General features: G+C 54.9%; 19 protein-coding genes and 5 pseudogenes. 4 read left to right on the top strand and 20 right to left on the bottom strand.

Translation table 11 applies throughout. The features are described from left to right. Positions 1 to 416 precede the first annotated feature (416 nt). The 7 genes and pseudogenes from JCM12539_RS04610 to JCM12539_RS04580 all read right to left on the bottom strand — a co-directional run bounded on the left by JCM12539_RS04610 (position 417) and on the right by JCM12539_RS04580 (position 9153). Positions 417 to 884 (bottom strand): NUDIX hydrolase, encoded by a 468-nt coding sequence (locus JCM12539_RS04610; protein WP_054649622.1) that lies wholly within the window; start codon positions 882 to 884, stop codon positions 417 to 419. A gap of 21 nt (positions 885 to 905) precedes the next feature. Further along, positions 906 to 2933, bottom strand: coding sequence for a putative glycosyltransferase family protein (locus JCM12539_RS04605; protein ID WP_054649620.1), 2028 nt, complete (start codon positions 2931 to 2933; stop codon positions 906 to 908). A gap of 211 nt (positions 2934 to 3144) precedes the next feature. Further along, a pseudogene (gene gltX / locus JCM12539_RS04600) lies at positions 3145 to 4558 on the bottom strand (glutamate--tRNA ligase); the annotation flags it as partial. Between the two features lie 362 nt (positions 4559 to 4920). Further along, on the bottom strand, positions 4921 to 5643 hold the full coding sequence (locus tag JCM12539_RS04595; RefSeq protein WP_338043279.1) for a sulfite exporter TauE/SafE family protein: 723 nt from the start codon (positions 5641 to 5643) through the stop codon (positions 4921 to 4923). 43 nt (positions 5644 to 5686) lie between these two features. Next, positions 5687 to 6922, bottom strand: a complete 1236-nt coding sequence (locus JCM12539_RS04590) for a PIN/TRAM domain-containing protein (RefSeq protein ID WP_082405342.1) — start codon at positions 6920 to 6922, stop codon at positions 5687 to 5689. A 272-nt stretch (positions 6923 to 7194) separates the two neighbouring features. Then, positions 7195 to 8582: pseudogene (gene radA, locus JCM12539_RS04585) on the bottom strand (DNA repair protein RadA). A gap of 31 nt (positions 8583 to 8613) precedes the next feature. Then, positions 8614 to 9153: a dCTP deaminase/dUTPase family protein gene (locus tag JCM12539_RS04580; RefSeq protein WP_054649618.1), complete on the bottom strand. Its 540-nt coding sequence runs from the start codon at positions 9151 to 9153 to the stop codon at positions 8614 to 8616. Positions 9154 to 9442: 289 nt separating this feature from the next. On the opposite strand from JCM12539_RS04580, the gene JCM12539_RS04575 reads away from it, so the two are divergent. Together JCM12539_RS04575 and rpiA are read left to right on the top strand one after the other, a co-directional pair. Then, a complete protein-coding gene (locus tag JCM12539_RS04575; RefSeq protein WP_054649616.1) occupies positions 9443 to 9757 on the top strand; it encodes a GNAT family N-acetyltransferase in 315 nt (104 codons plus the stop codon). Beyond that, positions 9757 to 10442 (top strand): annotated as a pseudogene (gene rpiA, locus JCM12539_RS04570) (ribose-5-phosphate isomerase RpiA). The gene JCM12539_RS04575 and the pseudogene rpiA overlap by 1 nt, the downstream one beginning before the upstream one ends. Before the next feature lie 59 nt (positions 10443 to 10501). Here the strand turns inward: rpiA and JCM12539_RS13095 are convergent. The 5 genes from JCM12539_RS13095 to JCM12539_RS04550 all read right to left on the bottom strand — a co-directional run bounded on the left by JCM12539_RS13095 (position 10502) and on the right by JCM12539_RS04550 (position 15620). Then, a complete protein-coding gene (locus JCM12539_RS13095) occupies positions 10502 to 10672 on the bottom strand; it encodes a hypothetical protein (protein ID WP_156302063.1) in 171 nt (56 codons plus the stop codon). Positions 10673 to 11466: 794 nt separating this feature from the next. Then, the gene (locus JCM12539_RS04565) at positions 11467 to 12807 is read right to left on the bottom strand and encodes a C1 family peptidase (protein ID WP_054649614.1); all 1341 of its coding nucleotides are present in this window, start codon (positions 12805 to 12807) and stop codon (positions 11467 to 11469) included. A 60-nt stretch (positions 12808 to 12867) separates the two neighbouring features. After that, a complete protein-coding gene (locus JCM12539_RS04560) occupies positions 12868 to 14190 on the bottom strand; it encodes a C1 family peptidase (protein WP_054649612.1) in 1323 nt (440 codons plus the stop codon). Between the two features lie 101 nt (positions 14191 to 14291). Beyond that, positions 14292 to 14942, bottom strand: a complete 651-nt coding sequence (locus JCM12539_RS04555; protein ID WP_056956841.1) for a histidine phosphatase family protein — start codon at positions 14940 to 14942, stop codon at positions 14292 to 14294. A 21-nt stretch (positions 14943 to 14963) separates the two neighbouring features. After that, entirely contained in the window at positions 14964 to 15620 is a 657-nt protein-coding gene (locus tag JCM12539_RS04550) for a histidine phosphatase family protein (RefSeq protein ID WP_054649608.1), read from the bottom strand. A 198-nt stretch (positions 15621 to 15818) separates the two neighbouring features. On the opposite strand from JCM12539_RS04550, the gene JCM12539_RS04545 reads away from it, so the two are divergent. Next, positions 15819 to 16364: a hypothetical protein gene (locus JCM12539_RS04545; protein ID WP_054649606.1), complete on the top strand. Its 546-nt coding sequence runs from the start codon at positions 15819 to 15821 to the stop codon at positions 16362 to 16364. Between the two features lie 121 nt (positions 16365 to 16485). Beyond that, entirely contained in the window at positions 16486 to 16995 is a 510-nt protein-coding gene (locus JCM12539_RS04540; protein WP_054649604.1) for a GGDEF domain-containing protein, read from the top strand. Positions 16996 to 17058: 63 nt separating this feature from the next. Here the strand turns inward: JCM12539_RS04540 and JCM12539_RS04535 are convergent. The 8 genes and pseudogenes from JCM12539_RS04535 to JCM12539_RS04500 all read right to left on the bottom strand — a co-directional run bounded on the left by JCM12539_RS04535 (position 17059) and on the right by JCM12539_RS04500 (position 24145). Continuing rightward, positions 17059 to 18407: pseudogene (locus tag JCM12539_RS04535) on the bottom strand (MurT ligase domain-containing protein). A gap of 971 nt (positions 18408 to 19378) precedes the next feature. Continuing rightward, positions 19379 to 20340: pseudogene (gene manA, locus JCM12539_RS04530) on the bottom strand (mannose-6-phosphate isomerase, class I). Between the two features lie 72 nt (positions 20341 to 20412). Then, positions 20413 to 21282 (bottom strand): serine hydrolase domain-containing protein, encoded by an 870-nt coding sequence (locus JCM12539_RS04525; protein ID WP_225350242.1) that lies wholly within the window; start codon positions 21280 to 21282, stop codon positions 20413 to 20415. Positions 21283 to 21658: 376 nt separating this feature from the next. Next, on the bottom strand, positions 21659 to 22222 hold the full coding sequence (locus tag JCM12539_RS04520) for a PepSY domain-containing protein (RefSeq protein ID WP_054649602.1): 564 nt from the start codon (positions 22220 to 22222) through the stop codon (positions 21659 to 21661). A gap of 92 nt (positions 22223 to 22314) precedes the next feature. After that, a complete protein-coding gene (locus JCM12539_RS04515; RefSeq protein WP_054649600.1) occupies positions 22315 to 22806 on the bottom strand; it encodes a hypothetical protein in 492 nt (163 codons plus the stop codon). Further along, positions 22794 to 23072, bottom strand: coding sequence for a hypothetical protein (locus JCM12539_RS04510; RefSeq protein ID WP_054649598.1), 279 nt, complete (start codon positions 23070 to 23072; stop codon positions 22794 to 22796). The genes JCM12539_RS04515 and JCM12539_RS04510 overlap by 13 nt, the downstream gene beginning before the upstream one ends. After that, positions 23062 to 23775 (bottom strand): ATP-binding cassette domain-containing protein, encoded by a 714-nt coding sequence (locus JCM12539_RS04505; RefSeq protein ID WP_054649596.1) that lies wholly within the window; start codon positions 23773 to 23775, stop codon positions 23062 to 23064. Before JCM12539_RS04505 ends, JCM12539_RS04510 begins: the two co-directional genes overlap by 11 nt. Next, positions 23768 to 24145, bottom strand: coding sequence for a GntR family transcriptional regulator (locus JCM12539_RS04500; protein WP_054649594.1), 378 nt, complete (start codon positions 24143 to 24145; stop codon positions 23768 to 23770). The genes JCM12539_RS04505 and JCM12539_RS04500 overlap by 8 nt, the downstream gene beginning before the upstream one ends. Between the last annotated feature and the right edge of the window lie 930 nt (positions 24146 to 25075).

Raw genomic sequence — 25075 nt, 5'->3', positions numbered from 1 at the left:
ACCGTTTGAATTGTAGCCTGAATTTAACTGTACCCCTCCACCGTTGGTCGTACTGGCGTGGTGGTGGAGGTTGAGCGGCTGGGCCCCGTGACGGCTGCATGCCCGTAGTTCTGTTAGAGTTACTGCCAGTTGGTGCGCAAGCACTTACTGGCAGTAACGATTTACAGAATCAAATTGGCTAGACCGATCGGGTTTTGCTCGGGCTACGGCAATTCGCGGTAGCCCGGCACGGGCGTGAGCGTGAGGCACGTAGCCGGTCGCGGGGACCAGCCGCTCAACCGGAACCAGCACGCCAGTACGACCAGCCACCAGCCAGGAGTGCACAAACAAACGCACTGGTACCCCCGGGCTAATCCGGAGATGCCAGTGCGTTAATTGTTAACCGGAGTGAGTCCCAGTTCAACATTGCTATCAGTTTACAGTTGGTGGGTCGCCACCAGCGCCGCAACGTAGTTCACCATGTCTTCGTTCTGCTGAATGAACGTTACCGGCCGGTCGTTAAATTCAAAGTACTCGCACCGCTTAGTCTCCTCGCGGTCAGCGTCGTCCAAACTACCACCGACGACCCGAACGAGGAACAACTGCGCGCAGTTCTGCAACTTGTCGCCATTAGGGTATTCCATGAAGTACTTATCAAACATCCCCAGTGACCGCACCACCGCGACGTCCAGCCCGGTGTCCTCCTTCATTTCACGAATGACGGCGTCCTTGAAGCCTTCACCATATTCCAGGTAACCGCCCGGCACACACCAGCCGCTATCCTCGCCATTGCGTTCCTGTAGCAAAATGCGGTTCTGCTCATCAAGCACAATCCCAGCCGCCGTGTTCAGTATCACCGGTTCGTGTCCCACTTTGCTACGAATCATTTGAATGTAGTCCGCCATGTTATCACCCTTGTTTTGAAATTATCCTCGCTGGTCCACATGCCAGCGCCTTACCCGTAGTATAGCATCTGCCGCCACATAAAGCGCTACCGACAGCCAACCAATCACCACGATCTGCGTCAAGGTATTGAACCAGCTGTCCGGCACGTATCGCTGCACTAGTTGGTTCGCGCCTTTGCGTGCATACACAATTACCGCTCCGATATCCGTCCGGGAATACTCGCTGCGCCGTAACCGCTGACCGTTAAGCCAAAGCTGCGTGTGCGGGTACGCCACAACCGGCAATTGCACCGCGCCGCTCTCCGTAGCCATCCAACTCGTCGCCAGGGCACCGTTAGGCAAAGTTGCCTTGTGGTATCGCGTCGTCTTGGTCATGCCGGCAACATCCGTCACAGTTACACCCTTCTTGGCCTCATCACGCGCATACTGCTCCGGATCGCCGCTAGCGTACGCGGCGTAACTATACTGCGGCATGTTGGCGATAATCTGTGCGTAGTAAATATTGTACGGGCTCGCATCATCCAAAGCGACTTGCTGCTGCTTGTACAGTTTGGAGTTAATCCGTCCACCGACTGCGCCCTCATTGGCGTCGGGATCGTTCGTGACGGCCACCCGTTGCTGGTGGTACAGCACTGACTGGCTATTGTCGTGCAGCCACCGGACGGATGCCGCCGGTACTGGCAGGTAATCAGGGGTCGCCTTTGCCACCATCTGGAGCGCGCGGCCCAGATGGTGACCAGCGAATGTTTCGCGAATCGTTGCCACGTCGGGGGCGTTCATCGTGATGCTACTTTGTGACTGTAGCACCTGGGGGTTGTTCCACGACTCGGCGGAGTGCTGCACGTCCGCCACCGTCTGCAAACCCAACAAGCCCACAGCCATCACGCCCGCCGCGCGGCAACATAGTCGGCCGGTGTGCCCCAAACACCAAGTCCCGTCACCCACCGTCATCGCGGCGCCGGCAACCAACATGGTTGCGGCGACCACCAATAGCCGGCTGGGAAACTGCAAAAAGTTGCCCAGACCGGACCAGTGCGCCACAATCGCGTTCCACGGCACTAAGCGCGAACTAATGAGCAAAAAGACCGCTCCGGTCACCGTAAATGTCCGGTTAAGTACGCGTGTGGATCGCCAGCGGGTGCAGACCGTGATGATTTGCGCACCAAATAGTAACGTCATCACCAGTCCTAAGCCGGTGCCGTCAATGGTGCCCCGCGCGTAATTGGCGAACGATGGCGCCACGGTGTAGGTGCTGACGTTGTTGGGCGCGTACGGGGCTAATACGTGGCCGCTGGTGTACACTTCCAACATTGCTCCCCAGACATTAGCGGTTAGTACCAAAGTCATACCCACGGCAAGTAATAGATTCAGCACCATTCGCCATTTGCGTGGCGTCCGGTACAGGCCAATCACCACGAATGGCACCAACGCTAACGTGCCCAGTACGGCACTCAGTACGTGCGTCTGCAGAACAATCGCCATAATAAGGGCCAGAGGTACTACCCGGACGGGACGCTCGGGATGTTCCAGCATACGGACTCCCGCCAACAAAATGATGGGCATCAGGGCCGCACCCCATGCCGTGAACTCCTGCGTCGTCAGCCACGCCGCCACCCAGCCGGACAGCATGTACACTAATCCCGCCGTGGTCGCCCAAAGTCGCCGTACGCCCGTCTTCCGTGTCAGGACGTACATTCCGCAACCGGCGATGAACAGTACCAGCCAGCCTAAAATCACTTCCAGCGCTAACCAACTCCGGGTCCACAGAAGTAGGTACCCCGCCGCATAACTAAAGAGCGGTCCGTAAAGTGCGTTCACCACGCGGCCCGTCCGTTGAAAGCCGTAATCCATCTGGAAATAACTCCAGACGTGGTGGCGAATTTGTTGGTAGGAATCGTAGAAGCGGTTCAGGTGAAAAATGGAATCAATCCCTAAAATCACGCTGTGGTTCCACAGTTGGGGAGCCACCATCAGTAGAGCCACCAGGCCAATAATTATGATCGGCGTGCAGCGCGCTCGGCGCACTTTGCGTAATAGTTGTTGTGCCACAGTAACCTCCTGTTTGTGCAATCGGATCAATTCAGCGCTGTTGAGTGGTATGCAGTTACCCACTCCACCCCAATAAACAAAAAAATGGGGGCCCCTGCGCCCGTTTCCGCGCGTAGTTGCTCCCCCATAATAACGCCTTACTTCAGCGCGTTTAATACGTAATCAATGTTAGCCAGCACCGTGTCGCGGCCAATTAGTTCCAGAGTTTCTGGTAACTGTGGTCCGTGCATTACCCGGGTGGTTGCGATGCGAATTGGCATGTACAACTTACGCCCGTTAGCACCAGTTTCGGCACGTACCGCTTGCGTAGCGCGCTTAATGTTCAGCGCGGAGAACGGCTTGATGGTCTGCATCTGTGCCTGGAAAGCCTTGATGACTGGCAAAGCCAGTTCGTCGGCCAGTTCTTCGCGGTCGGCGTCGTCCAGTTCGGCCGGCGAACTAAAGAACAGGTCCGCATCGTCCACAATCTGGGCGGTGTAACTCATCTGGTCGCGGTAAATGTTGACCACCTGCCGTACCCATTCGATCTGTTCCTTGTCAGGATCAGCGTCAACTTTACCCGCACGAATCAGGTTGTCCATGGCCAGGCCGGCGATATCGTTCATGTCGGTCTTCTTCACGTACTGGTTGTTAACCCATTCCAACTTCTTTTGGTCAAACTTAGCGGGACTCTTGCTCAAGCGCTCCGGATCAAACTGCTTGATGAACTGCTTCTTGGAGAAGAGCTCGCTCTCCCCCTTTGGTGACCAGCCAAGTAGCGCGATGAAGTTAAACATCGCCTGTGGCAGGTAGCCCAGTTCCTTGTATTGTTCGATGAACTGCAGGATGGTCTCGTCACGCTTGGACAGCTTCTTGCCCGTGGCGCTGTTAATGATCAGCGTCATGTGCCCAAAGACGGGGTGCTCCCAGCCAAAGGCATCGTAAATTGCCATCTGCTTAGGCGTGTTCGCGATATGGTCGTCACCACGCAGAACGTGGGTGATTTCCATCAGGTGGTCATCAACAACCACGGCAAAGTTGTACGTCGGCATGCGTCGCGCTTCTGGATGACAAAGTCGCCCCCGATGGAATCGGAGTCAATGCTAATGTCACCCTTAACGATATCGGTCCACTCGTACTTGTGGTCGGAGGGGATGTGGAAACGAATCACAGGTTCGAGCCCCTTGGCCTTAGCGGCGTCGATGGCGGCCTGCTTTTGTTCCTCAGTCATACCGGCATATTCGTAAACGTAGTGCGGCATTTCACCGTTGGCTTTTTGTTCCGCACGTTCGGCTTCGAGTTCGTCCTCAGTTTTGTAGGATTCGTAAGCCAGACCCTTGTCCACTAATTCCTGAATCAGTGGTGCGTAAATGTCGCGGCGTTCAGATTGACGGTAAGGGCCAAAGTCGCCGCCCTTGTCGGGACCTTCATCCCAGTCAATACCTAACCAGTGGAGGTTGTCCATCTGGCTTTTTTTCACCGTCAGCGACGTTACGCTTGGTGTCGGTGTCTTCAATCCGCAAAACCAAGGTGCCGTTGTTGTGACGTGCAAACAAATAGTTGAATAAAGCCGTACGGGCATTCCCAATGTGAAGATGTCCGGTCGGGCTCGGTGCGTAGCGCACACGTACTGGTCGCTCTGCCAATTCTCTGCCTCCTAATGACTACTAAATAATACTAAAAATTCCGATAATAAGTGTACCATACTTCACTGTCACCGCCCAGTTACAGGTTTGGGTTGCTGAGTGGATTTTGCACCCACTAATGTAGGGTGCCGTGGGGTGCGTCGGAGGGAGGGTGGTGCTGGCCGTGACGGCTACAAGCCCGCAGTTCTGTAGGAGCGTAGCCGACGTACAGAATCAAATTGGCTAGACCGAGTGGGTTTCTCGGGCTATGGCAATTCGCGGTAGCCCGGAACGGGCGTGAGCGTGAGGCTAGTAGCCGATCACGGCCAGCACCACCCTACCGTAGCCGCACCCCACAGCACCCGGCAACACTAGCACAACCGTCAGATAACCGACTGAACGAGGTAGTACAGTCCACTGATACCGATGAAGATGTAGACGATGCGCCGCACCCGGTCGAGGTTCAGCCGGTCAATCACCCGGTTGGCCACCACCGTACCCAGTACCGCGCCAACCATCCCCACAGCAACGAACCCCAGATGGTGTAACTGCAGGATGCCCTGACTAAAACGCAAAGTGGTCACGTACACCGTGTCAAGCATGAAGAACGTCTGAATACTAGCCAGGTACTCGGTTGTACTCCGACTTTCCGTCAAGAAGTACAGTGCCATGAGCGGGCCACCAATGCCGAATAACCCGTTGAAGAAGCCGGACACCACCATGAACACCACCGCAACCGGCCAAATAATATGGCTGGGTGTGTGTCCACGGTACTGCATCAACACCTGATATGTTGCAATGGCGACCAATAGTCCGCCCAGCAACCCCTTCAGTAGTGGTGCCGACAGGTTTTGGCCAACGTGCACCGCAACCGTCGCCACTACTGAGTAAACGATGAACGGGATAATAATGTGTAACCAGTGAATTCCACGCCGGTAGCGCCAAACTAGCGCCGCGTTCGGGCCCGACATTGTCAACGTCGATACCCCCGCGCCTTGGGGAATGGGCAACACAAACGGGAGGAACGTCATCAACACAATACCCGAGCCAAAACCTGTAATGCTCTGCACCAAGCCGGCAAAAAAGCCTGGTACTACGTAAACCAAAGTCCCCAACACCCGTCACCCACTCCGTTCAGTCAACTATTACTTAATTCTTGTTGTCACCGCGCGCTTTACTCCGACCACGACGCCCATTTTGCGGTTCTGCATTGCCGGTCTGGTTAGCAGCCGCCGCAGGATCTGGTGTGGCCTCAGTAGTCACGTCTTTGCCTAAGGGATTAACGCTGTGCGCTGGCTTGGCGAAAATCATCCGGCCGGCGTTGGTCTGGATGGCACTAGTCACAATAACCCGCAGATTCTGGTCCATGTAGTACTGGCCATCTTCGACCACGACCATGGTGCCCTCGGGCATGTACGCAACACCTTGCTGGCGCTCGGTACCCGCCTTCACGATGTGCACCATCATTTCCTCACCCGGAATTACTTCCGGCTTCAACGCGGTCGCCAATTCATTGATATTCAGAATTGGTACGTTTTGGAACTCACTGACTTTGCCCAAGTTATAGTCATTGGACACCACGACGGCATCCATTTCCTTGGCCAATTTGAGCAGCTTGCCGTCAACCTCGCGCGAACCTTCAAAGTCCGAATCCGTCATCTCAATCCGGATGTTCTTGTCCTTCTGCATTTGGTTAAGGATGTCGAGCCCCCGGCGTCCGCGTTCACGCTTCAAGCTGTCCGCCGAATCACTAATCAGCTGCAGTTCGTGGAGTACAAAGTTGGGTACCAACAGCGTGCCCTCGATGAACCCCGTCTTGGCTAACGCCTGGATGCGTCCATCAATGATGACACTGGTGTCCAGGATTTTGTACTGGTGGAATGCTACCCCCTCAACGTCATCAGCCTGACTAATGTCCGGCTTTGGTTTGGCATCGTTATTGTTCCGCCGCATCGTCATCAATAACCGCCGCCACTCATGCCGCCGGGTGGTCCCCACCCGGAAACCTAAGTAACCAAAAATAATCATCAAGATGATGGGTGGGACTGTGGACAAAAAGCCGTTGGGCAACCGAAAGAAAATCAATTGCGAAATCAGCGTCGCCAAAATCAGGCCCACAATCGTCGATAGACTACCGAATAAGATGTAGGTCGGCGATTTGTCGCTCAAAAATTGGTCAGCACGTGCGATTAGGCGCATGATCACGCCTGCAAGCAAAAAGGCCAGAACGATAAAGAATAAGGCGCCAATAATTGCATTAACAATAAAGTTATTAAATAGTTCGTTCTGATCCATACCTGCTAATGCCCACACTCGGGGCATAACGGCAATTCCGGCCGGGATACCTAAAACCGCAAAAATTGCGGTGATAATTCGTTTCTGCATGTACTTTCCTCCTCCAATAAGATTTACACGCAATACTCGTGTATTGGTAGCTGAGCAAGACAACTACCTAGGTTACATTTTAGCCCTTATCATCGATACAGGCGACCGTCTGGACAAAAGTGTACACGTAATTTTAACAATGTTTGTTCGGACCATTCGCAGTGACGGCCAACACAAAAACATATTGACTGCTCGCGACCGTAAAAAGGCTAATTATGACCCGGGAAATAATTTCCCGGGTCATAATTAGCCTTGCAGGTACCAAAATTAAATCACGAACGCCGTCCGAACACCTTTTGCAGCGCCTCGGACACACTGGTGACACCCACGACGTCGATGTCGGTGGGCACATCCCAACCGTGCAGGTTATTCCGCGGCACAAAGATCCGCTTGAAGCCGAGTTTCGCCGCTTCTTTGACCCGGTCTTCAATCCGGTTCACACGCCGCACCTCACCCGTCAGGCCGATTTCACCCACGAACGCATCGGTGGCGGCAATCTCCACATCGCGGTATGAACTAACGATAGCCATCGCCACCGCCAGATCAATCGCCGGTTCATCCAAACGGACACCACCGGTTGCCTTCAGGTAGGCGTCCTGATTCTGGAGCATGACGTCCGCCCGCTTTTCCAGCACCGCCATAATCAGGCTGGCCTTATTGCGGTCAATCCCACTGCTAGTGCGCTTGGCGTTGCCAAACAGCGTGGGGGTAATGAGGGCCTGTATTTCCACGAGGATGGGCCGGGTACCCTCCATCGACACGACGACGGCCGAACCAGTAGCCCCCTGCATCCGTTCCTCCAGGAAAATTTCGGACGGATTAGCGACCTCTTGCAGCCCATCATTACGCATCTCGAAGATGCCAATTTCGTTGGTGCTACCGAAACGGTTCTTCACGGACCGCAGTATCCGGTAAGTGTGGTGCATGTCCCCTTCAAAGTAGAGGACGGTGTCCACCATGTGCTCCAACATCTTGGGTCCGGCAATCGAGCCCTCTTTGGTCACATGACCCACCACAAAGATGGTGATGCCCTGGCTCTTGGCAATCCTCATCAGCTCGCTGGTCACCTCACGAATCTGGCTCACGGAACCGATCGCGGAGTTCATGTCCGGAACGTTCATGGTCTGCACGGAATCAATCACCACAAAGTCGGGGTGCATGTCATCAATGGCTTGCTGGATGGCGGGCATGTCGGTTTCGGGGTAAAGGTACATCCCCGAATTGCTACGCCCAAACGGTCCGCGCGGAGTTTAATCTGACTGGCACTTTCTTCCCCCGACACGTACAGCACGGTGCCGTGCTCCGCGGCTAGCTGTCCGGAAACTTGCAGCAGCAAAGTCGACTTCCCGATACCAGGATCCCCACCAATCAGGATGAGTGAACCGGGCACTACCCCACCGCCCAACACCCGGTTGAGTTCTTTGAGGTTAGTAGTAATGCGTCGCTCGCGGGTAGCGGTGACCGCATTCATTTTCTGTGGACGCACCTGGTTACCACTCACAGTTTGGCGTGGCTGACTTTTAGTGCTGGTACTACTCGTGGTGGTGACGGTCTCCTCAATCAGGGTATTCCACCCACCACAATCGGGGCAACGACCAACGTACGAGGCCGACACGTAGCCACAGTTCTGACACACATATCTCGTTCTGGCCTTAGCCATTCTTCATCCCCACTTTCAATTCGTCGTCACGTTAGTTACCGGTCGAGCCAAAGCCGCCGTTACGCTGGTGGAGACCACCCTCATCACCATCGGCCGTCAGGAACGGCATGAAGATACCTTGACCAATGCGCTCACCCTTCTTGATGACTTTGGTTCGCGGTCCAAGGTTCACCAGCTGGAAGAAAATTTCCCCCTCATTATCCGCATTGTTGTAATAATCAGCGTCAACGACCCCGATACCGTTAGGCAAAATCAGACCGCGCTTGAGCGGGTTACTGCTACGGTTGGCGAGTACAAGCACTTCGTCTGGTTGCATAAACGCCTTAATGCCCGTTGGTACCAGCTGCGGTTTGAGGACGGAGCTGGCCCGCTGAAAGTCATTGTCAGTGAGCGGGTGTTCGTTACGAATGAGGCGGAATAACCGGATAAAGTCATAGCGCCACACACTTTTAAGCACAAAATCCTCGCGGGCAAAGAAGTCGTAGCCGGCCGCGTTCTGGGTTGAACGCACGGGTAGCTGCAAGCCATCGTCTGCATATTTAGACACGATTGCGAATCCACGTTTTGACATTTTTTCCTCCTGTGGGTAACAATTGTTGATTGAGATAAGGATACCATATACCAATTACGTCCGGTGGTACCCGTATATTTCGACGGACAAACCATAGCTTAAACATTTGTCGCGGCAGACAAGTTCGGAGCACCGTTCAAAGTGTAATTTCGCATTTATTCGTCCAATGACGTCATTGGCGACCTTGTGTGTAGTAAATTTTTTTTTGGGGGGGCAATCGCCTTTGCTGTCATCAACCACCCTGGGAACATGGTAAACTATACGCAGAAACGACGAACGGAGGCACAACATGGACTTTCAACATGAGCACGGCCGATACTTTCTCACCGGCGAGGAAGGTCAGCTAACCGCAGAAGTTACGTACACCAGTATCGATGACGGTCACGCCATCAGCATCGACCACACCTTTGTAGACCCCAGCCTGCGTGGACAGGGTATTGCCGGTAGACTCGTTAAGCTGGTGGTCGACCACGCACGACGTCATCAGCTCAAAATCGAGCCCCTGTGTACATTTGCACGCGCGGAGTTTCAGCGTCGCCCAGAGTACGCTGACGTATTGCGCCACACACCGACCGAACTGGAACAAGCAAAGGAGAACAAATAATGGATCAAAGTGCACTGAAAAAAAGTTGCGGCTGAACGCGCCGTCGACTTTGTCGAGGACGGCATGACTTTGGGGCTCGGTACGGGGTCAACCGTCTTCTTCCTGGTTGAAGCCATTGCTCGCCGCGTACGGGAAGAACACCTACACATTACGGGTGTTTCCACCAGCAGCCGTACCGAAACCCAGGCCAAAGAACTAGGAATTCCCATGATTGGTATTGATGATACCGACCATATTGACCTGACTATTGACGCGCCGATGAAATCGACCGCCATTTCCAGGGCATCAAGGGGGGCGGGGCCGCCCACACGCTGGAGAAGATGGTCGCCACGACGAGTGCGCAAAACATCTGGATTGTCGACAGTAGCAAACTCGTCGACACGCTGGGCGCCTTCCCGCTGCCGACCGAAGTCATCCCCTTTGGTCACACGCAGGTCGAACGGCGGTTGGCGGCCGAGGGACTCAACCCGGTTTGGCGCCGCAATGATGCGGGCGAGCTGGTCACAACCCATAACGGTAACTACGTCCTCGATCTACACGTGGGCAAAATCGCCCACCTCACCTGCTCGCCCAATTTTTGGACGCCCAGACGGGAATCTTGGAGCACGGACTGTTCTTGGATATCGTGAACAAAGTCGTGGTGGGTACCGAGTCGGGCGCTGAGGTGCTTAACGCCGGACGGTAGAATGGACAAAGTTAATGACGGCTATCCTGGTTACGGGGATAACCGTCATTTTGGTTCCGTCAGCGTTTACGACTTCCATTTTCGATGGCCGCGTACACGGCCCCAATAATGAGTAGATAAACCACCACGATGACCCACCACCAGAGTGAGTACTGTGGCACCAGACTGCTCAGCAGCGGGCTCAGAAACACGGTCAGTAATAGCAACGCGATGTACGCAATATACTTCATCAGGCTCTCCTTCTGTGGGCTGTATCAATATCCTCATTCTACTACTTCGATGGGGGTGTGGTATTGTTCTGGTTCTATTGGCTGGGCGTTGTGGTCTGCTGGTTCCGGTTGAGCGGGTGGCCTCTGCGACCGAAGCTACAAACCTCACGCTCACGCCCGTACCGGGCTACCGCGAAGCCGGCGCAGAGGCCACCCGCTCAACCTCCACCACCAGACCGCAACGCCCAACATAGAACCACTAATAACCACTGGAACAAGCAAGACAAAGCATAATTACTTTGATATTACGCAAAATGATCAACCTTGTTGCATAAGGCGTGTGCATGTAGCCCAGGTGGACAGTGTGAACCTTCCGGTAATTGCCAAATTTTATAAAGAACAGGGCCATCGCTTTCAAATCTACCCATCAGTTAGTGCGGAGTAGATGACAAAATTGTACCATCATTCCCGAAAACCCACTTTTTAGAGCTTTTCACAACTGACGTAGCACCCTCTTGCGACCACACTGTATCGGGAACCCGCGGGCGGGGTTGGGGGTGGAGGCGTCGTGCCCGGAGACGTGGTTGCTGCGACCCCAGAGCGCCGTAGGAACGAAGTGACGTACGGCGGCAATTCTTTGAGACCGCGATTTTCGGGTTCAAAGAATCGCGGGAAGCCCGGCACGGGCTGGAGCGTGCGGGTGTAGCAATCACGGCGTAGGGCACGTAAGCCGCAACCCCCAACCCCGCTCGCGTGTTCGCACCCCACCTAACCAAAAGGAGCCGACACTCACCGTGTCGGCTCCTTCAATGTGGTTATGCCAAAGCACCCATTGGGTCCCATGGTGCCAGCAACGTTGGCTGGTCGTATTCCTTTTTGATGACGGCGTTGATGTCATCGGACAGGAACTGCTTGTTAATCACAACCTGGTAAACGTAGTTGTCGAACCAGTCGTCGGAAGCCACAAAGTAGCCCTTCTCGCCGACCTTGTCACCCCAGGAGTTTTCGACCTTCCACTTCGTTGGCTTGCCGTTAACCAAGTCCACACCCGTCAAGACCATGGCGTGAGTCATCAGGCTCTGCGCGTAGTCCAAACGTTCTGCCTTGGTCATCTGGAAGCTGGTGTTAAACAGGCCATCCTGGTCGTAGATGTTCGTGTCCAGGATACCCAACTGACGGTCGGATTCCTTACCCACATCACTACCGAACCACACGGACTCGCCGGCTTCCAACTGCTTGATGGCTGCAGCCTTGAAGTCCTCGATGGACAAGTTCAGGTGGCGTACTTCGCGACCGCCCAACACGTTGCCCAACATTTCCACCGTGTACAGGTGGTTGTATGGCTTGTCGTCAGTTGGTGCCTGAATAACGGACTGGTACTGGTCCAAATCCCAGCCGATGTACTTGTCGTAGAAACTCTTCGGCGTCAAGTCAGCGTCACGGTGGTATTCCTTGTCGTCATCGCGGTATTCAAAGTCAAACTTGGTTGGTGGGTTACCCAACGTGTAGGCCAAGATACGGTAGTCCTCGGACAAGAACTTGCTCTTCGTCGCCGCAATGTCATCCTCACTCGCGCCGTCGTTTACCAACTTGCGCAGTGCCACAGCGTCTTTGCGCAGCTTCAGGTTCAAAGTCGCGTTGAGTTCCGCACTCTTGCTGGAGCTGTAGGTTTCAGGCATCACCGACTTAGGCACGATCCCGTACTTGTCGATAATGGCCGTCAACATGTCCCATTGACCACCATCCTGCTGTGGCGTGGTCAACAAAAATGCCACTTTGCGTGAATCCGTTGGCTGGTCCGCCGTGGCGATGATGTTTTCGTAGAAGTAGTTCGACTTTTCAAACTTGTCCCAGAAGAACGTGAAGTTTTGGGACAACTCAAAGTCCTTAATCTTAAACTGAGCCTGAATCGAGTGACGCATCGTGTTCAGGGCAGCGAACATCCAGCAACGACCGGACTGCTTCTGGTTAGCCACGGCACCGGTATCGAGTTCCACGGAGAAGGTTGGCGTCATGGCCACCTTACTGTCGGTGTTCTCGGCCACCTTCAAAATGCCGTTGTTCATGACTGCTTTCTGCAAAGCCGGTGCTGCGGGTGTCGCCGCAAAGTCCTGGGCGTACTGGTCCAAGTTTGCGGACGTGATTGCTTTTGCCATCAGATAATTCCTCCTCAAAAAAAATTCAACGTAACCGTAGTTTAGCACAAAATGAGAAAATTATGCGAGCGGGTCCCACGGCGCTAATTCGGTTGGGGTCTGCGCCAATACGTTGAGCACGGCTTGCGGCAGGTACTGACGGTTGATCGCAACGGAATACGTATAATCGCGGTACCACTGCTCGTCGGCCACAAAGTACCCGTCGTGGCCGTTTTCCTTGCCCCAAGAATTTTCCACCTTCCACTTGGTGGGTTGACCGTCCACCAAGTCGACGCCGGTCAAAACCATTGCGTGACTCACTTCGGCTTGGTGCGTATCGAAGCGCGTCCCGACGTCCATACCGAAATCAACGCCGAACAGTTCACCCTGCGCGTACAGTCCACCCGCCAAAGTCCCACTTTGCCGGTCCGAATCAGCCAGTACATCGTTACCAAACCACACGGTCTCGCCGCCCCGTATCTGGTCCACACTGGCCTGCTCCAACACCGACTGGGGTACGTTCACCCAGACAATGTTGCGGCCACCAACCACGTGGTCCTGAGCGGGCAACGTGTAGCTGTGCCAATATTCCTTACCAGTCGCGTTCGTACTAATTAACATGACGTACTGGTCGAAGTCCCAACCCAAATACTGGTCAAAGAAACTCTTGGGGGTCAGGCCGGTCACCCGATGATACTGATGCTGGTCGTCGCGATACTCAAAGTCGAATGAGCGGGGCGGTTCACCGTAGGCCATAGCCAGAATCCGGTAAATTACGCCGAGCTGTTCCTCTTTTTGGCTCCGCAACTGGTCCTCATCCGCACCATCAGCGAACGCCTGGCGCAGCGCAACCGCGTCCTGGCGCAATTTGAGGTTGAGCGTGGCGTTTAACCCGGTCGTATTGGCACTGTTGTAAGTCTCCGGCATCACCGACTTTGGCACCACACCGTACTTGGCAATGAGGGCCGTGGCGTTTTCGTACTGACCGCCGTCCCCGTTGCCCCAGTTGAGGTACCAGTCCACCTCGCGACTACCGGTGGGCTCAGACACGGTAGCAATCATGTGTTCGAGAAACTCGTTGGATTTTTCCAACCGATCGTAGAAGGCCAAAAACGCCTGCGAAAACTCTAGGTCGCGCACACCGAGCTTACCCGCCACGGCATGACGCATCGTGTTCAACTCCGCAAACATCCAGCAGCGCCCGCTATGTTTTTGGTTCGTCACCGCCCCAGTGTCCACCTCATCGGAAAATACGGGTGCAAAGGCCGACTGTTCGAGGTTCTGGTGGCTGGCCGCCTTAATACCCACGTTTTGAACCGCGCGGGACAAAGCCGCTGCACCCGGAACCTTAGCCAACTCGTCACGGTACTGTTGCACTTGCGCTAATGAAATAGCTTTACTCACCTAAAGACCCCCTTATTGAAATAGTAATCAAAATTAGTGTACGCCTTTTTGTGAGTGTTTGAAATGATTAGCGTTAAAAACGTATGAGCACAAAGTGACTGTTAATTAAAGAGCCGCAGTTGGTCCACCGACAGCTGATCGGCGCGGTCCGGGGTAACCTCCCACGCGAGCTTCGTCCACTCGGTCTGGTCGGTCTGCAGCACCGTCACGCTAGTGTTGGCGAGTTCACCATCGACCCGCGACGCATCGATGGTGGTGGTACCCGTCAGCACTCGCGCTAGTAACGTGAGGATAATGGCGTGCGCCACGACGAGCACCCGGCCGTCATCAGGCACACCCGCCACGGCCGCGCGTAACGCCGCCTGCCCGCGCTGCCATAACTCCGGAATCGGCTCCGCGTGCATCGGTGCGGGGTCAAACGCGTCGAGGTGCTCGTTGAAGTGGTGAAACTCGGCGTCGTTTGCAATCATTGCGACCGGGAGCCCGTCCCAATCGCCCAACGTCATCTCACGGAGCCGGCGATCCGTAATTATCGGTACGTCCGCGCCTACAACTAGCTTGGTGGTCGCCAACGCGCGGGGTAACGGTGAACTGATGATGCGGTCAAAGTGGACGTTGCCCAGCAACTCCCCCAACGCCCGGGCGCTCGCCACCCCTTTGGCCGTCAACGGACTATCAACGGTGCCACCGTTAACCCGGTCGTCTGCGTTCAATAGTGTCTCCCCGTGTCGTACTAGGTACAAATATGCCATTGTCTTCCCCTTTGCTATACATTAATGTTCGTCCATAAACAGCTGCCGTACCGCCTCTGACTGTTGCGGCAACGACGCCGGGGTCACACCCCACGCGACTTTGTACCAGCCCGCCGCATCGTTTTGCAACACGGATACGCTGGTGTTCGCGAGTAACGGCTGGTCGCGGGTTTGACCCAAAGGCGTGCCGGTCACCACCTGACTGACAATGGACAGCAAGATGCCATGCGCCACGATGAGCGCACGGTCCTCCTCGCCCAGTCCGGCGACAGCGTCACGGTACGCGGCCGTGGCGCGGTCCACCATTTCCTGATACGTCTCGGCGTGAATCGCGTGGCCGTCAAAGCGGTCCGGGTGGTGAAAGTAGTCGTCGTACTCCGCAAAACTGCGCGCAAAGTCGCCCGGCTGGCCGTCCCAGTCACCCAGCCGCATTTCCCGCAGGCGGTCATCAACCGTCATCGGCGTATCCGGCCCCTCAATGAGTTTGGCCGTACTGATAGCCCGCTGCTGGGGAGAAACTTCAATGCGGGCAAAGGTGACCGGCCGGAGCATCTGGCCCAGCTGCTGCGCACTCGCTACCCCTTTGGCAGTGAGGGGTGTGTCCACCCCGCCGCCATTGAACCGCCCCTGCGCGTTGATCTGGGTTTCACCGTGTCTAACCAAGTACAAGTACGCCAAAATACCCACCTCCAAGTTTTACTAACACGCCCATTATAACGAATTCAACTGTAAGCGCACACCAACAAGTAACGTAAAGCATCTGCCGGAGAACAATCCCGCATGACCGTCATTATTATTTTATCGATTCAAGCCAATTATTTCCCTAGTATGTTATATTAGCGCATGGGGAAACTTTTGGTTTAGGGGGAGTCGCGCATGCTCGTATCATGGGGATTACGGACGACTACATATATTACTAACATATTGGTATTGGTGGGGTACGCCCTGCTTTTTAACTGGCTACAAAACACGCGGAGCATCACTCCACGCTGGCAAAGGTGGCGACAGCCGGCGCTCGTGGCCGTCACCATCGCTTTTGTTGTGCTATTCCATTTTTCGTCCGTACTGTCGATGGCCGCGCAAAACAATCCGATAGGCTACGGCTGGACGTACCTCAACTTTCAGGGCGCAACTTTGCTGTACGCCCTGCTCAGTTCGCGGCAACGACTGGTACTTTACTTTACCAGTCTCGTCGTAGTCGGCTGGTACTGGTGGATACCGCGGGTTCCAACATGGCCCCTGATGGCGGCATGTTCACTGGTCCTGATGTACGTCGCCACGCGTTTCGGCCCCACCATTGGCCGACGCGCACTGACCTACTATCCGTTCGGCTTTTTATTCATGGCGCCGTTTTTTTTCTGGCGAATTGGCTATCGCTCGATGGTATTGACGTCGGTTGGCCGTGGCAGGTCATTACCCTGACCATTATCTTATGGTGCCTGTGGCAAACTCACTACCGGTTTGTGGCCCGCCGAAATCACGAAGCCGCACTGGTGAGTGAGGCTCAGATTGACGACCTGACCAGTTTAAAAAAAACTTTCGGGTGTTTGACGCCGATCTGCACGCTGCGTTTGACCGGCTACAGGATCACGGTGAATTGTACGCACTCTATACCTTTGACATTGACCACTTCAAGCGCGTCAACGACACGTACGGCCACGTGTCCGGGAACACGATACTGCAGGCGGTCGCAAAGCGGCTAGAGCAAGTCGTCGCCAACTTTGATTATCCCGCACAAACCTACCGCACCGGCGGCGAAGAATTTAGCTTCCTCCTCATCGACGTCGTGGAGGACTTTGGCAAAGCCACGGAGTATACGACCGCCGTTAAGGATGCGCTCAGTGACCTCACCTTCCACACGGAAAACGGGGATGAATTTCACATTACCGTATCGATCGGGCAGGACCGGTCCGTTGCCGACGATCGCAACTACCTGGACATCTACAAACGCGCGGACAAATACCTCTACAGCTCGAAGAATCACGGCCGCAACGCCATTACGATTCGCGGTATCACGATTGGTCAGGCACAACGGGTGCAGGCTCGTGAATAGGACAAAAAAGTATTACGCTGACCGACGCAATTCGCGGTTGACGTAATACTTTTTTTTCTATTGCTAAGCGTTGAACCCCGCGGCGATATAGCCACCGTCGGCTAGGTGCTTCCGCATTTGCAGGACAGCCGTATAGGTTGCCAGCAGGTACACGTGCTGTTCTGGTACGCCTTTGACCCAGTCCACCACGTTATTCAGGTCGGGCGCGTCGCCAACGCATCGGCCTTGACGCCGGCGACCTGCATCCGTAACTCAATGTCTTTGTAGCGTTCGCCACCCACCATGTAGCTGCTCTGCTGGTGGTCATGGACGAACTCCTCAAAGTTGCCGTCCCAAATCCATGAGGTATCAATACCGTCGGCGTAATTGGCGTTCAGTAACACGGCCAGCGCGAAATCCTGGTCATCGTGCCCAATCATGTCGAGCACCTGGTTGAGCCCCACCGGATTCTTCACGAGCACCAGCGTGACGCGCTTCCCGTCAATGATGATTTCTTCCTGACGTCCGAACACCTTCTCGTCGTAGGCAAAGGCGTCGGCCATTTGCGCCGGAGTGACACCAAATTCGGCGGCCACGCTGTACGCGGCGAGCGCGTTATACACGTTGTAGAGGCCACCAATGTTGAGGGTGAAGTTCTGCTGATCGATGGTGAACGTCGAACTGGTCGGCGTCTGCTCGGTCACGCCGGACACGTGGTACGCCAGCTCGGGCCGGGCAAAGCCACAGTTAGGACAGAAAAAGTTTCCCAGGTTGCTGTAAGTCCGTTCCTTGTAGTGCAAAATGTGCTCGCACCGCGGACACAGCACGCCGTCAGTGTTTGGTGGGGCGAGGAGGTTGTCATGGCGGCCGGTGTCAAAGCCGTAGTAACGCATTGGGTTCTTGAGTTCGCGTGAACTAAAGATGGGCGCATCGCCGTTGGCCACCACCAACGCATCAGGATGCATCTCGATACCATCGAGGATCTTTTGGTAGGTAGTATAAAACTCGCCGTACCGGTCCATCTGGTCACGGAAAATGTTGGTCAGTACGTAAGCTTTAACGTTCACCAACGCCGATACCGGCGCCACGTTGGCCTCATCGACTTCAAGCACCGCGAGTCCCCGGTCCTGACCCTTGTGCCGTCCCTGAGCGATGAAGGCGGAAATGATGCCACTCATCATGTTGCTACCGGTCGGGTTCGTCATGAGGTCGGGATACTGCTGGCGCAAAGCCTTGACGATCATACTGGTGGTGAGCGTCTTGCCGTTCGTCCCCGTGACGATGATCACGTCGTAGTCCCGCGCCAGGCCGCGCAGTACGTCCGGATCGATTCGTGCTGCGAGGTTACCAGGGAAGGCGGATCCCCCTTTGAAGATGCCGTGCAAAATACCGTATGACAAACGCGCTAGGCCACGCGCGGTCGCGGACCGAATTGGATTTTCAGTTGTGATAGTTCCATCCCCCACATCCGTAATTAACTCTGTTAATTCTAGCATAGTTCCGGTACTGGTGGTTTTAAATTAGTCTTGCGGTTCGTGCAGACAAAGCGGTGGCGGGGTTGCGGCTTTGTGAACCGCTCCGTCATGACCGCTTTTGGGGCGAAACCTCCAACTCGCAAAGTACGCGAGTTTCCGGTGCGACTTTGAGCCTGTCTGGAAAACCACCAGCCAGTCTCAAAGTTCGTCGCGTTCTAACGGCTAAAGCTGTAAGAACGTTACACCCCGGTAGCGGTCATAACTCCGGGTTCAGTCGCCTCCACCCCGCCACCACTTTGCCGGCACCCGTTAGATCGTATACATTTAGCTAACTTCCGGATCATCTGTAGTTTGCAAAGTAGCATTCTCAGAATCTAGTATCGCGCTGATACATCCTTATACTGGCACCGGTTCATCCGCCTCCTTAAGCGTGAAGCGTTAGGGCATACACGGAACAACCACTAAACAGTGGTACATTCCTGGGTAGTCTTGGGAACGGGAGCGTCGTGCCCGGAGACGTTTTTACTACATTAGTGTAAGGCCGAGTCGGTCGGATTGGTGAGTGAAGGCGTGTGGGCCGGAGCGGTAACCACTGCCGGGGTGCAACGCCGTAGGAACGTAGTGACGTACGGCGCGACGAATTCTGAGACTGACCGGTGGGCTTCCGGGCAGGCTCAGAATCGCACCGGAAACTCGCATGCACTTGGCGAGTTGGAGGTTTCGCCCTAGCAGTGGATTACCGCGGAGCGCCCACGGAAGCCGTAACTCACCAACCCGACCAACGCTGCCGGCGACCACTACGTAGCAACCTGCGGCGTAGGACACGTAAGCCGCAGTCCCAAAGGCCACCCGCGGGTTCGCTCCCAACCCACTACCTTCATCCGCTAAAAAAACTACACCCACATTCGTAGGTGTAGCTACAGAAATGACTATTTAGTCTGGCCAGGCGTAGAAGCGATGATGTCCATTTGCCCGTCGAGGTCCCAACTCTCCACCTGCGTAGGCAGGATCAAGTGGTCGCCCTTCTTCAGCGGGAAGCTCTTGCCGTCAACCGTGATCGTGCCCTCGCCGTCAAGCACCGATACTAAGGTGTACGGTGCCGACTTGGTCAAGTGCAACTGACCCTGGACCTGCCAACGGTAAACGGAGAAGAACGGACTAACCGGCGCCGTGACAAACGTCGTCAACGTGGAGTCGCCCACCTTTTCGTGCTTGATGTCCAACTGCGGATCCTGGTTCGGCACCGTCGTCACGTCAATCGACTGCTTGAGGTGGAGCTCACGCTTGTTGCCCGCATCGTCCGTCCGGTCGTAATCGTATAACCGGTACGTGGTGTCGGAACTCTGCTGTGTTTCGAGTACCATGATGCCTTTGTTCAGCGCGTGAATGGTCCCACTCGGTACGTAAACAAAGTCGCCCGTCTTCACCGGCACCTTGCGTAACAGGTGGTCCCAATCGCCGGCCTCAATCATCTGCTTGAGTTCAGCCCGCGTCTTTGCGTGGTGGCCATAAATCAAGTAGCTGCCTGGTTCCGCCGAAATGACGTACCAGACTCCGTCTTACCCAATTCATGCTCGTGCTCCTCGGCGTAGGCGTCGTCAGGGTGCACCTGCACCGACAAGCTGTCCTCAGCATCCAAAATTTTCGTCAGCAACGGGAAAACCGTGTCGGTCGGATTGCCAAAGTACTCACCATCTTCGGCGTAAGCCTGACTCACCGTTTTGCCAGCGAGGGGGCCATTCTTAATCGTTGCCGGCCCGTGCGGGTGTCCAGAAATGGCCCAACACTCACCAATTTTACCTTCGGGCAGGTCGTAGCCAAATTGTTCTAGCTTGCGGCCACCCCAAATCTTTGGCTGGAAATATGGTTTCAGGAAAAGTGGTTCTGTCACTATTATCAAGCTCCCATCTATGGCTTTTTCACGCGTGTAAGCGTATGCGTTCACACCTGTAAGGATACCACACTAAGCGCTTTCTGTGGCGCTTAAAAACCGAGGAATCAGCCGATCGCGCGCATCTAGGAATTCTGGGTGCACAACCGGGTGAACCCGGTTTGCCAGCACAATCAAGCCCCGGTGTGCAGTGGGGTCAAGCAACATGAACGTGCCCGTATACCCCGTATGGTACAACCACTGCCGGTGCGATACGGGACCTTCAAGTAAGTCAAAACCCAAACTACGGCCGCCGGCAAAGTCACGCTGGAGCTTTTCCGCCCAGTTCTCGTGCAGAAAAATCTGCTGTACCCGACCAAAGGTGACGTGGGCAAACTGCACCATCCCGTCAATATTGGCAAAGAGGCCCGCCGCCCCCGAATCAGCGCCCAAGATAGCGCTCTTCGGGTCGTGGACCACACCCCGACGCAATCCGCCCTCAGTATCGTACGTGGTGGGCACCGTTCGTTGTACGTCCGGGCTAAAGGTGGCGTTAGTCCGCATCCCGAACGCGGGCAGTACCCGCGCGGTAATCAGCCGCTGAATCGGGTCGCCGTACACCTTTGCCAGCGCCCAGCCAACCAGCAGTAAATTCACGTCGCGGTACTGGACCACGTGGCCCGTGCCCGCCGTCTCGTGCAGCTGCGTTAATAGGGCGTGCCGGAGCTCGTCCGGCGGTAACTCGTCGCGGTGCGGGATGTAGCCGTCTAAACCCGACGTGTGTGTCAACGCCATCCTGAAGGTTACGTGCGGAGCCGTGAACTCAGGCAACACGTCTTTGATGGGCTGATCCACGCCCAACAGCCCATCCTGTACGGCCCGGAGAAATAGCGGCGTGGTTCCAACTACTTTGGTCAACGAAGCCAGGTCGTAAAACATCCCCGCATCCAATGGCAGCGGCACCGGCGCGGTCGCCGCCTGACCCAAAACCTGTATGTACGTGTCGTCGCCATCTAGTATGCGTATACAGCCCCGGGCATTATTCCTGCGGTTATCATAGCGTCTAGCGCCGGCCGCACGACGGCGTTCCCGGCCACGATGCGCGCTGTTTGTTCGGTTGTATCCATATTGTCTATCTGCTTCCCTGCTGCTTTATTTATGCCGTGAACGACACACAATCCCCACCATTATAGCACCGGGCAAAGTGGCGCGGACGGACCGGGCCAACACAAGTGCACACCAGCACAGTGGCGACGGATAGCAAAGGCGGCCACCGTAAATACGGTCGCCGCCTCAATTAATTGACTAACTAGCCATCGTTAATCGTCGTCCTCACTACTCAATACGGCCACATTATCGGCCTGAACGTCGACCTCATGCATCGTGCCCTGCTTGCTCCGCACCTTAACGGACCACACGGGTACGCCGTCGTCTTTTTTTTGAGCGACCACTCAGTCGCCGTCCCCGGTACCGCTTTGGTTGCTGCGGCGGTGACGTGGCCTAACGCCCGCAACTTATCGGTGGCGATCCCCTTCTCACGACGCTCGGCTCCACCGGCTTCGTCGGCGTCTAACGGTTGCTCGCTGTGGCGCACAACTTTGCCCGTCCGCCCGTTTAGCACCATCTGATACTCGGTATCGTCGTTGACTGCCTCCACCTCGTACTGATAGCGGCTGCCCACCGGCTCAATCTCAATGCTGGTCAGGTCAACGTCATCACCCCAGCGGTCGTGCATCAGCTCCACCACCGCACTCAGCGAGACCTTCACCTCACGGCTAGGCGTCGCACTAACGCTGCTCGCACTGCTAACCGAACTAGCCGAACCATCATGGTGTGATGCCGATTGTTGCCCACAGCCGGCCAACACCAATAAACTCAGAACTGCTAAAGCCGATAATCTCATCGCTGCCGTCCTCCGTTAGGGTGTCGTTGCAATCGCTTCCTAAACCAATTGTATCAACCCCAAAGGACGATTTCCACACAAAGTTCTGCCGGTTACGCTTGTTTCGTCTCCACCCAGTTGTGCAACATCAGTACGTTAACCACAGAATACAGCGAAGCCTGAAGTAACAGGATTGCTCCACCCGCAAAGAAGGCTGGCACCGCGTCTTTGATTGCATTCACGTGGCTGAAGCTCAGTGTGTAGTTGGGTAGAATTTCCTCAATACCGTTCTCAAAGCCGTTTAGCACCACAATCACTAAGATAATGACCAGTACGTAGAACACAAAGGTGACAATCTTTTGCCGCATTGGCGGTAAGAAGGCGCTGATCGTCGCCCCCACGAGGTGCACCATGCTGATAAAAATCCAGGAGTACAGGCACACCGACATGAGCAGAAACCCACCGGAAACCACAAACATCACGGTATGCGGCAGACTGAATACGCGGTTCAGGTAAGGAATCGCGCTAATGCCCATGACCGCGGTCCCAATGATGGCACCGTAGAGGAAGCCCAGAAAGCTGGTCAGAACGTTCAGTATGTACAACTTTGTGTCCGCAACTGGTGCCAGCCGGTAACGGCTACCAACAAACGTGCTCCTGATCGATTGCCAACAGGATAAACAACGCGCACCCAGCGAAAAAAACCATAGCCCATGGTCACCCCGAGTACTGCTTCCTTAATGAACCCGTCCACAATCGTAATCCAGACACAGGTGATAACAACTGCGGCCAGGTATACCAATACGACCCAATTAGCTAGACGCCATCGTTGCCGTAGCAATTGGCGCAACACGTGCACTTTATTTTCCATCAGTATTCCTCCCCGCGTAAACGTCCTCAAAGTATTCCTCAATGCTCTTACCGGTGGCGCGAATATCATCAGCTGGCTTATCGGTCACCAAATCGTGGCCCTTAATAATCATGACCGTATCCAGAATGTTGGCGATATCCCCGACGTGGTGGTCACTAATTACCAAAGTCGCGTCGTATGGCTTCCACTGGATGATGGTGGCAATAATTTTCTTGCGGGTCATGCTGTCGATGCCATCAAACGGCTCATCCAACAAGTATAACTTCACCCGCCGCGCCAAGCTGAGGGCAATGACCACCTTTTTCATGTTCCCTTTGGACAGGCTGGACAACCGCGCGTGCATGTCGATATCCAGAAACTGGGCTAGTTCATCGAACTTGCTACGGTCAAAGTCTGGATACCAATCTGCCCAGTCCTGCACCACTTTGGCGGTTCGCGTACTAATCGGGGTACCACCGATCTGCTCCGAGAAACTCACCACGGCTTTGCGTTCTACGGGCTGAACCGCCCCGTCGACGCTCACGCTGCCAACAAAGTGTGGGGCGCTGCCGGCAATAACGCGCATTAGGGTAGTTTTGCCCGCTCCGTTAGCACCCAGCAGACCAACAATTTGGCCTGACTCCACGTGGCAGTTGATGTCACGCAGGATCACCTTAAAATTGCGCTTGTACGTTAACCCCCGAATGCTCAAAACATTACTCATTCCCCACTGCCTCCTGTTCCTCAATATATTTGTGTAGATAAAATTCCATCTCTGCGGGCGTAATTTTCAGTGCGTCCAAATTTTTATACAACGCGCCTAGTTGCTCCTTAACGATGCGTTCGCGTAACGCCACAATCACCTGCATGTCGGTGGTGACAAAGTTACCCTTGCCACGCTGCGGAACCACAATCTGATCGTTAATCAACTCGCTGACCGCCCGTTGAACCGTATTGACGTTGACCGCCAACTGCAAAGCCAATTCACGAATTGACGGCAACTGGGCACCCGCGTCGAGGTGGCCCACAATAATTTCGCGCATTACGTACTGCTCAATTTGGTAGTAGATTGGCGCCTTATCGTCAAACTCCATGGCGCACCTCCCTCTTACTGGCATACTGTATTAGTTTACTAATACAGCGTAATGCGGATTGATTTGGTTGTCAACGTGTGAGCTCTGTTTCTGCCGACCGGTTCGTGCGTTGGCAATGGTTCCGGTAGTTGGGGTCGCCCGTGACCGGCTACCAGCCTCACGCTCTCGGGACGATTTGCCGAGTGTAGTTCTACCGACCGGTTCGCACGTCGGCAACGGCTCCGGTAGTCGGGGTCGCCCGTGACCGGCTACTAGCCTCACGCTCACGCCCTTACAGGGCTACCGCGAATTGTCTAGCCCGAGAAAAACCGCTCGGTCTATACAATTTGATTCTGTACGTCGGCTTCGCTCCTACAGAACTACGGGCTTGCAGCCGTCACGGGCAACCCCGACTACCTCCGCCATTGCCGACGCACGAACCTAGTTAGATGTTAACTCGACAATTGGTCCCACTACTGCGTCAAAATATATCAACATTCGACTTGTTTAACTAATCAACGTGAATACGAGTAAGAATCAATTTAAGCTACCAAAATCACGCCGCCATCGAGTTCTGAATACCGGTCTAGCAACCTAAACCGTTCTCAAAAACCGGCGCCTCCATTAACTTTACTATCTCGCGCAATTGATATCTATGGGGCTAACGGAACAAAGTTTTGATACAAGTTACCAGGATTTGCAAGGGGTCCACACCCATACACAATCTATGTTCACCAAGCATTAGGTCTGTGTTGTCAGCTTGGCGGAGGTGATTGGGGGTGTGCCCGCGGCGGCTGCATGCCCGTAGTTCTGTAGAAGTTACTGCCAGTACGTGCTTCAGCACATACTGGCAGTTACGACGTACAGAATCAAATTGGCTAGACCGAGCGGTTTTTGCTCGGGCTACGGCAATTCGCGGTAGCCCGGCACGGGCGTGAGCGTGAGGCTAGT

Source organism: Lacticaseibacillus pantheris DSM 15945 = JCM 12539 = NBRC 106106 (assembly GCF_001311175.1).
In the GTDB taxonomy this organism is placed as follows: Bacteria; Bacillota; Bacilli; order Lactobacillales; family Lactobacillaceae; genus Lacticaseibacillus; species Lacticaseibacillus pantheris.
This window is presented reverse-complemented; position numbering and strand designations above follow the sequence as displayed.

What these genes read in the sequence shown, in the direction of transcription:
- JCM12539_RS04505 (WP_054649596.1), bottom strand. Translation starts at nt 23,775, where the DNA reads ATGAGTAATGTTTTGAGCATTCGGGGGTTAACGTACAAGCGCAATTTT.
- JCM12539_RS04520 (WP_054649602.1), bottom strand. Translation starts at nt 22,222, where the DNA reads ATGAGATTATCGGCTTTAGCAGTTCTGAGTTTATTGGTGTTGGCCGGC.
- JCM12539_RS04590 (WP_082405342.1), bottom strand. Translation starts at nt 6,922, where the DNA reads ATGCAGAAACGAATTATCACCGCAATTTTTGCGGTTTTAGGTATCCCG.
- JCM12539_RS13095 (WP_156302063.1), bottom strand. Translation starts at nt 10,672, where the DNA reads ATGAAGTATATTGCGTACATCGCGTTGCTATTACTGACCGTGTTTCTG.
- JCM12539_RS04500 (WP_054649594.1), bottom strand. Translation starts at nt 24,145, where the DNA reads ATGGAGTTTGACGATAAGGCGCCAATCTACTACCAAATTGAGCAGTAC.
- JCM12539_RS04510 (WP_054649598.1), bottom strand. Translation starts at nt 23,072, where the DNA reads ATGGAAAATAAAGTGCACGTGTTGCGCCAATTGCTACGGCAACGATGG.
- JCM12539_RS04565 (WP_054649614.1), bottom strand. Translation starts at nt 12,807, where the DNA reads ATGGCAAAAGCAATCACGTCCGCAAACTTGGACCAGTACGCCCAGGAC.
- JCM12539_RS04575 (WP_054649616.1), top strand. Translation starts at nt 9,443, where the DNA reads ATGGACTTTCAACATGAGCACGGCCGATACTTTCTCACCGGCGAGGAA.
- JCM12539_RS04545 (WP_054649606.1), top strand. Translation starts at nt 15,819, where the DNA reads ATGCTCGTATCATGGGGATTACGGACGACTACATATATTACTAACATA.
- JCM12539_RS04555 (WP_056956841.1), bottom strand. Translation starts at nt 14,942, where the DNA reads ATGGCATATTTGTACCTAGTACGACACGGGGAGACACTATTGAACGCA.
- JCM12539_RS04610 (WP_054649622.1), bottom strand. Translation starts at nt 884, where the DNA reads ATGGCGGACTACATTCAAATGATTCGTAGCAAAGTGGGACACGAACCG.
- JCM12539_RS04580 (WP_054649618.1), bottom strand. Translation starts at nt 9,153, where the DNA reads ATGTCAAAACGTGGATTCGCAATCGTGTCTAAATATGCAGACGATGGC.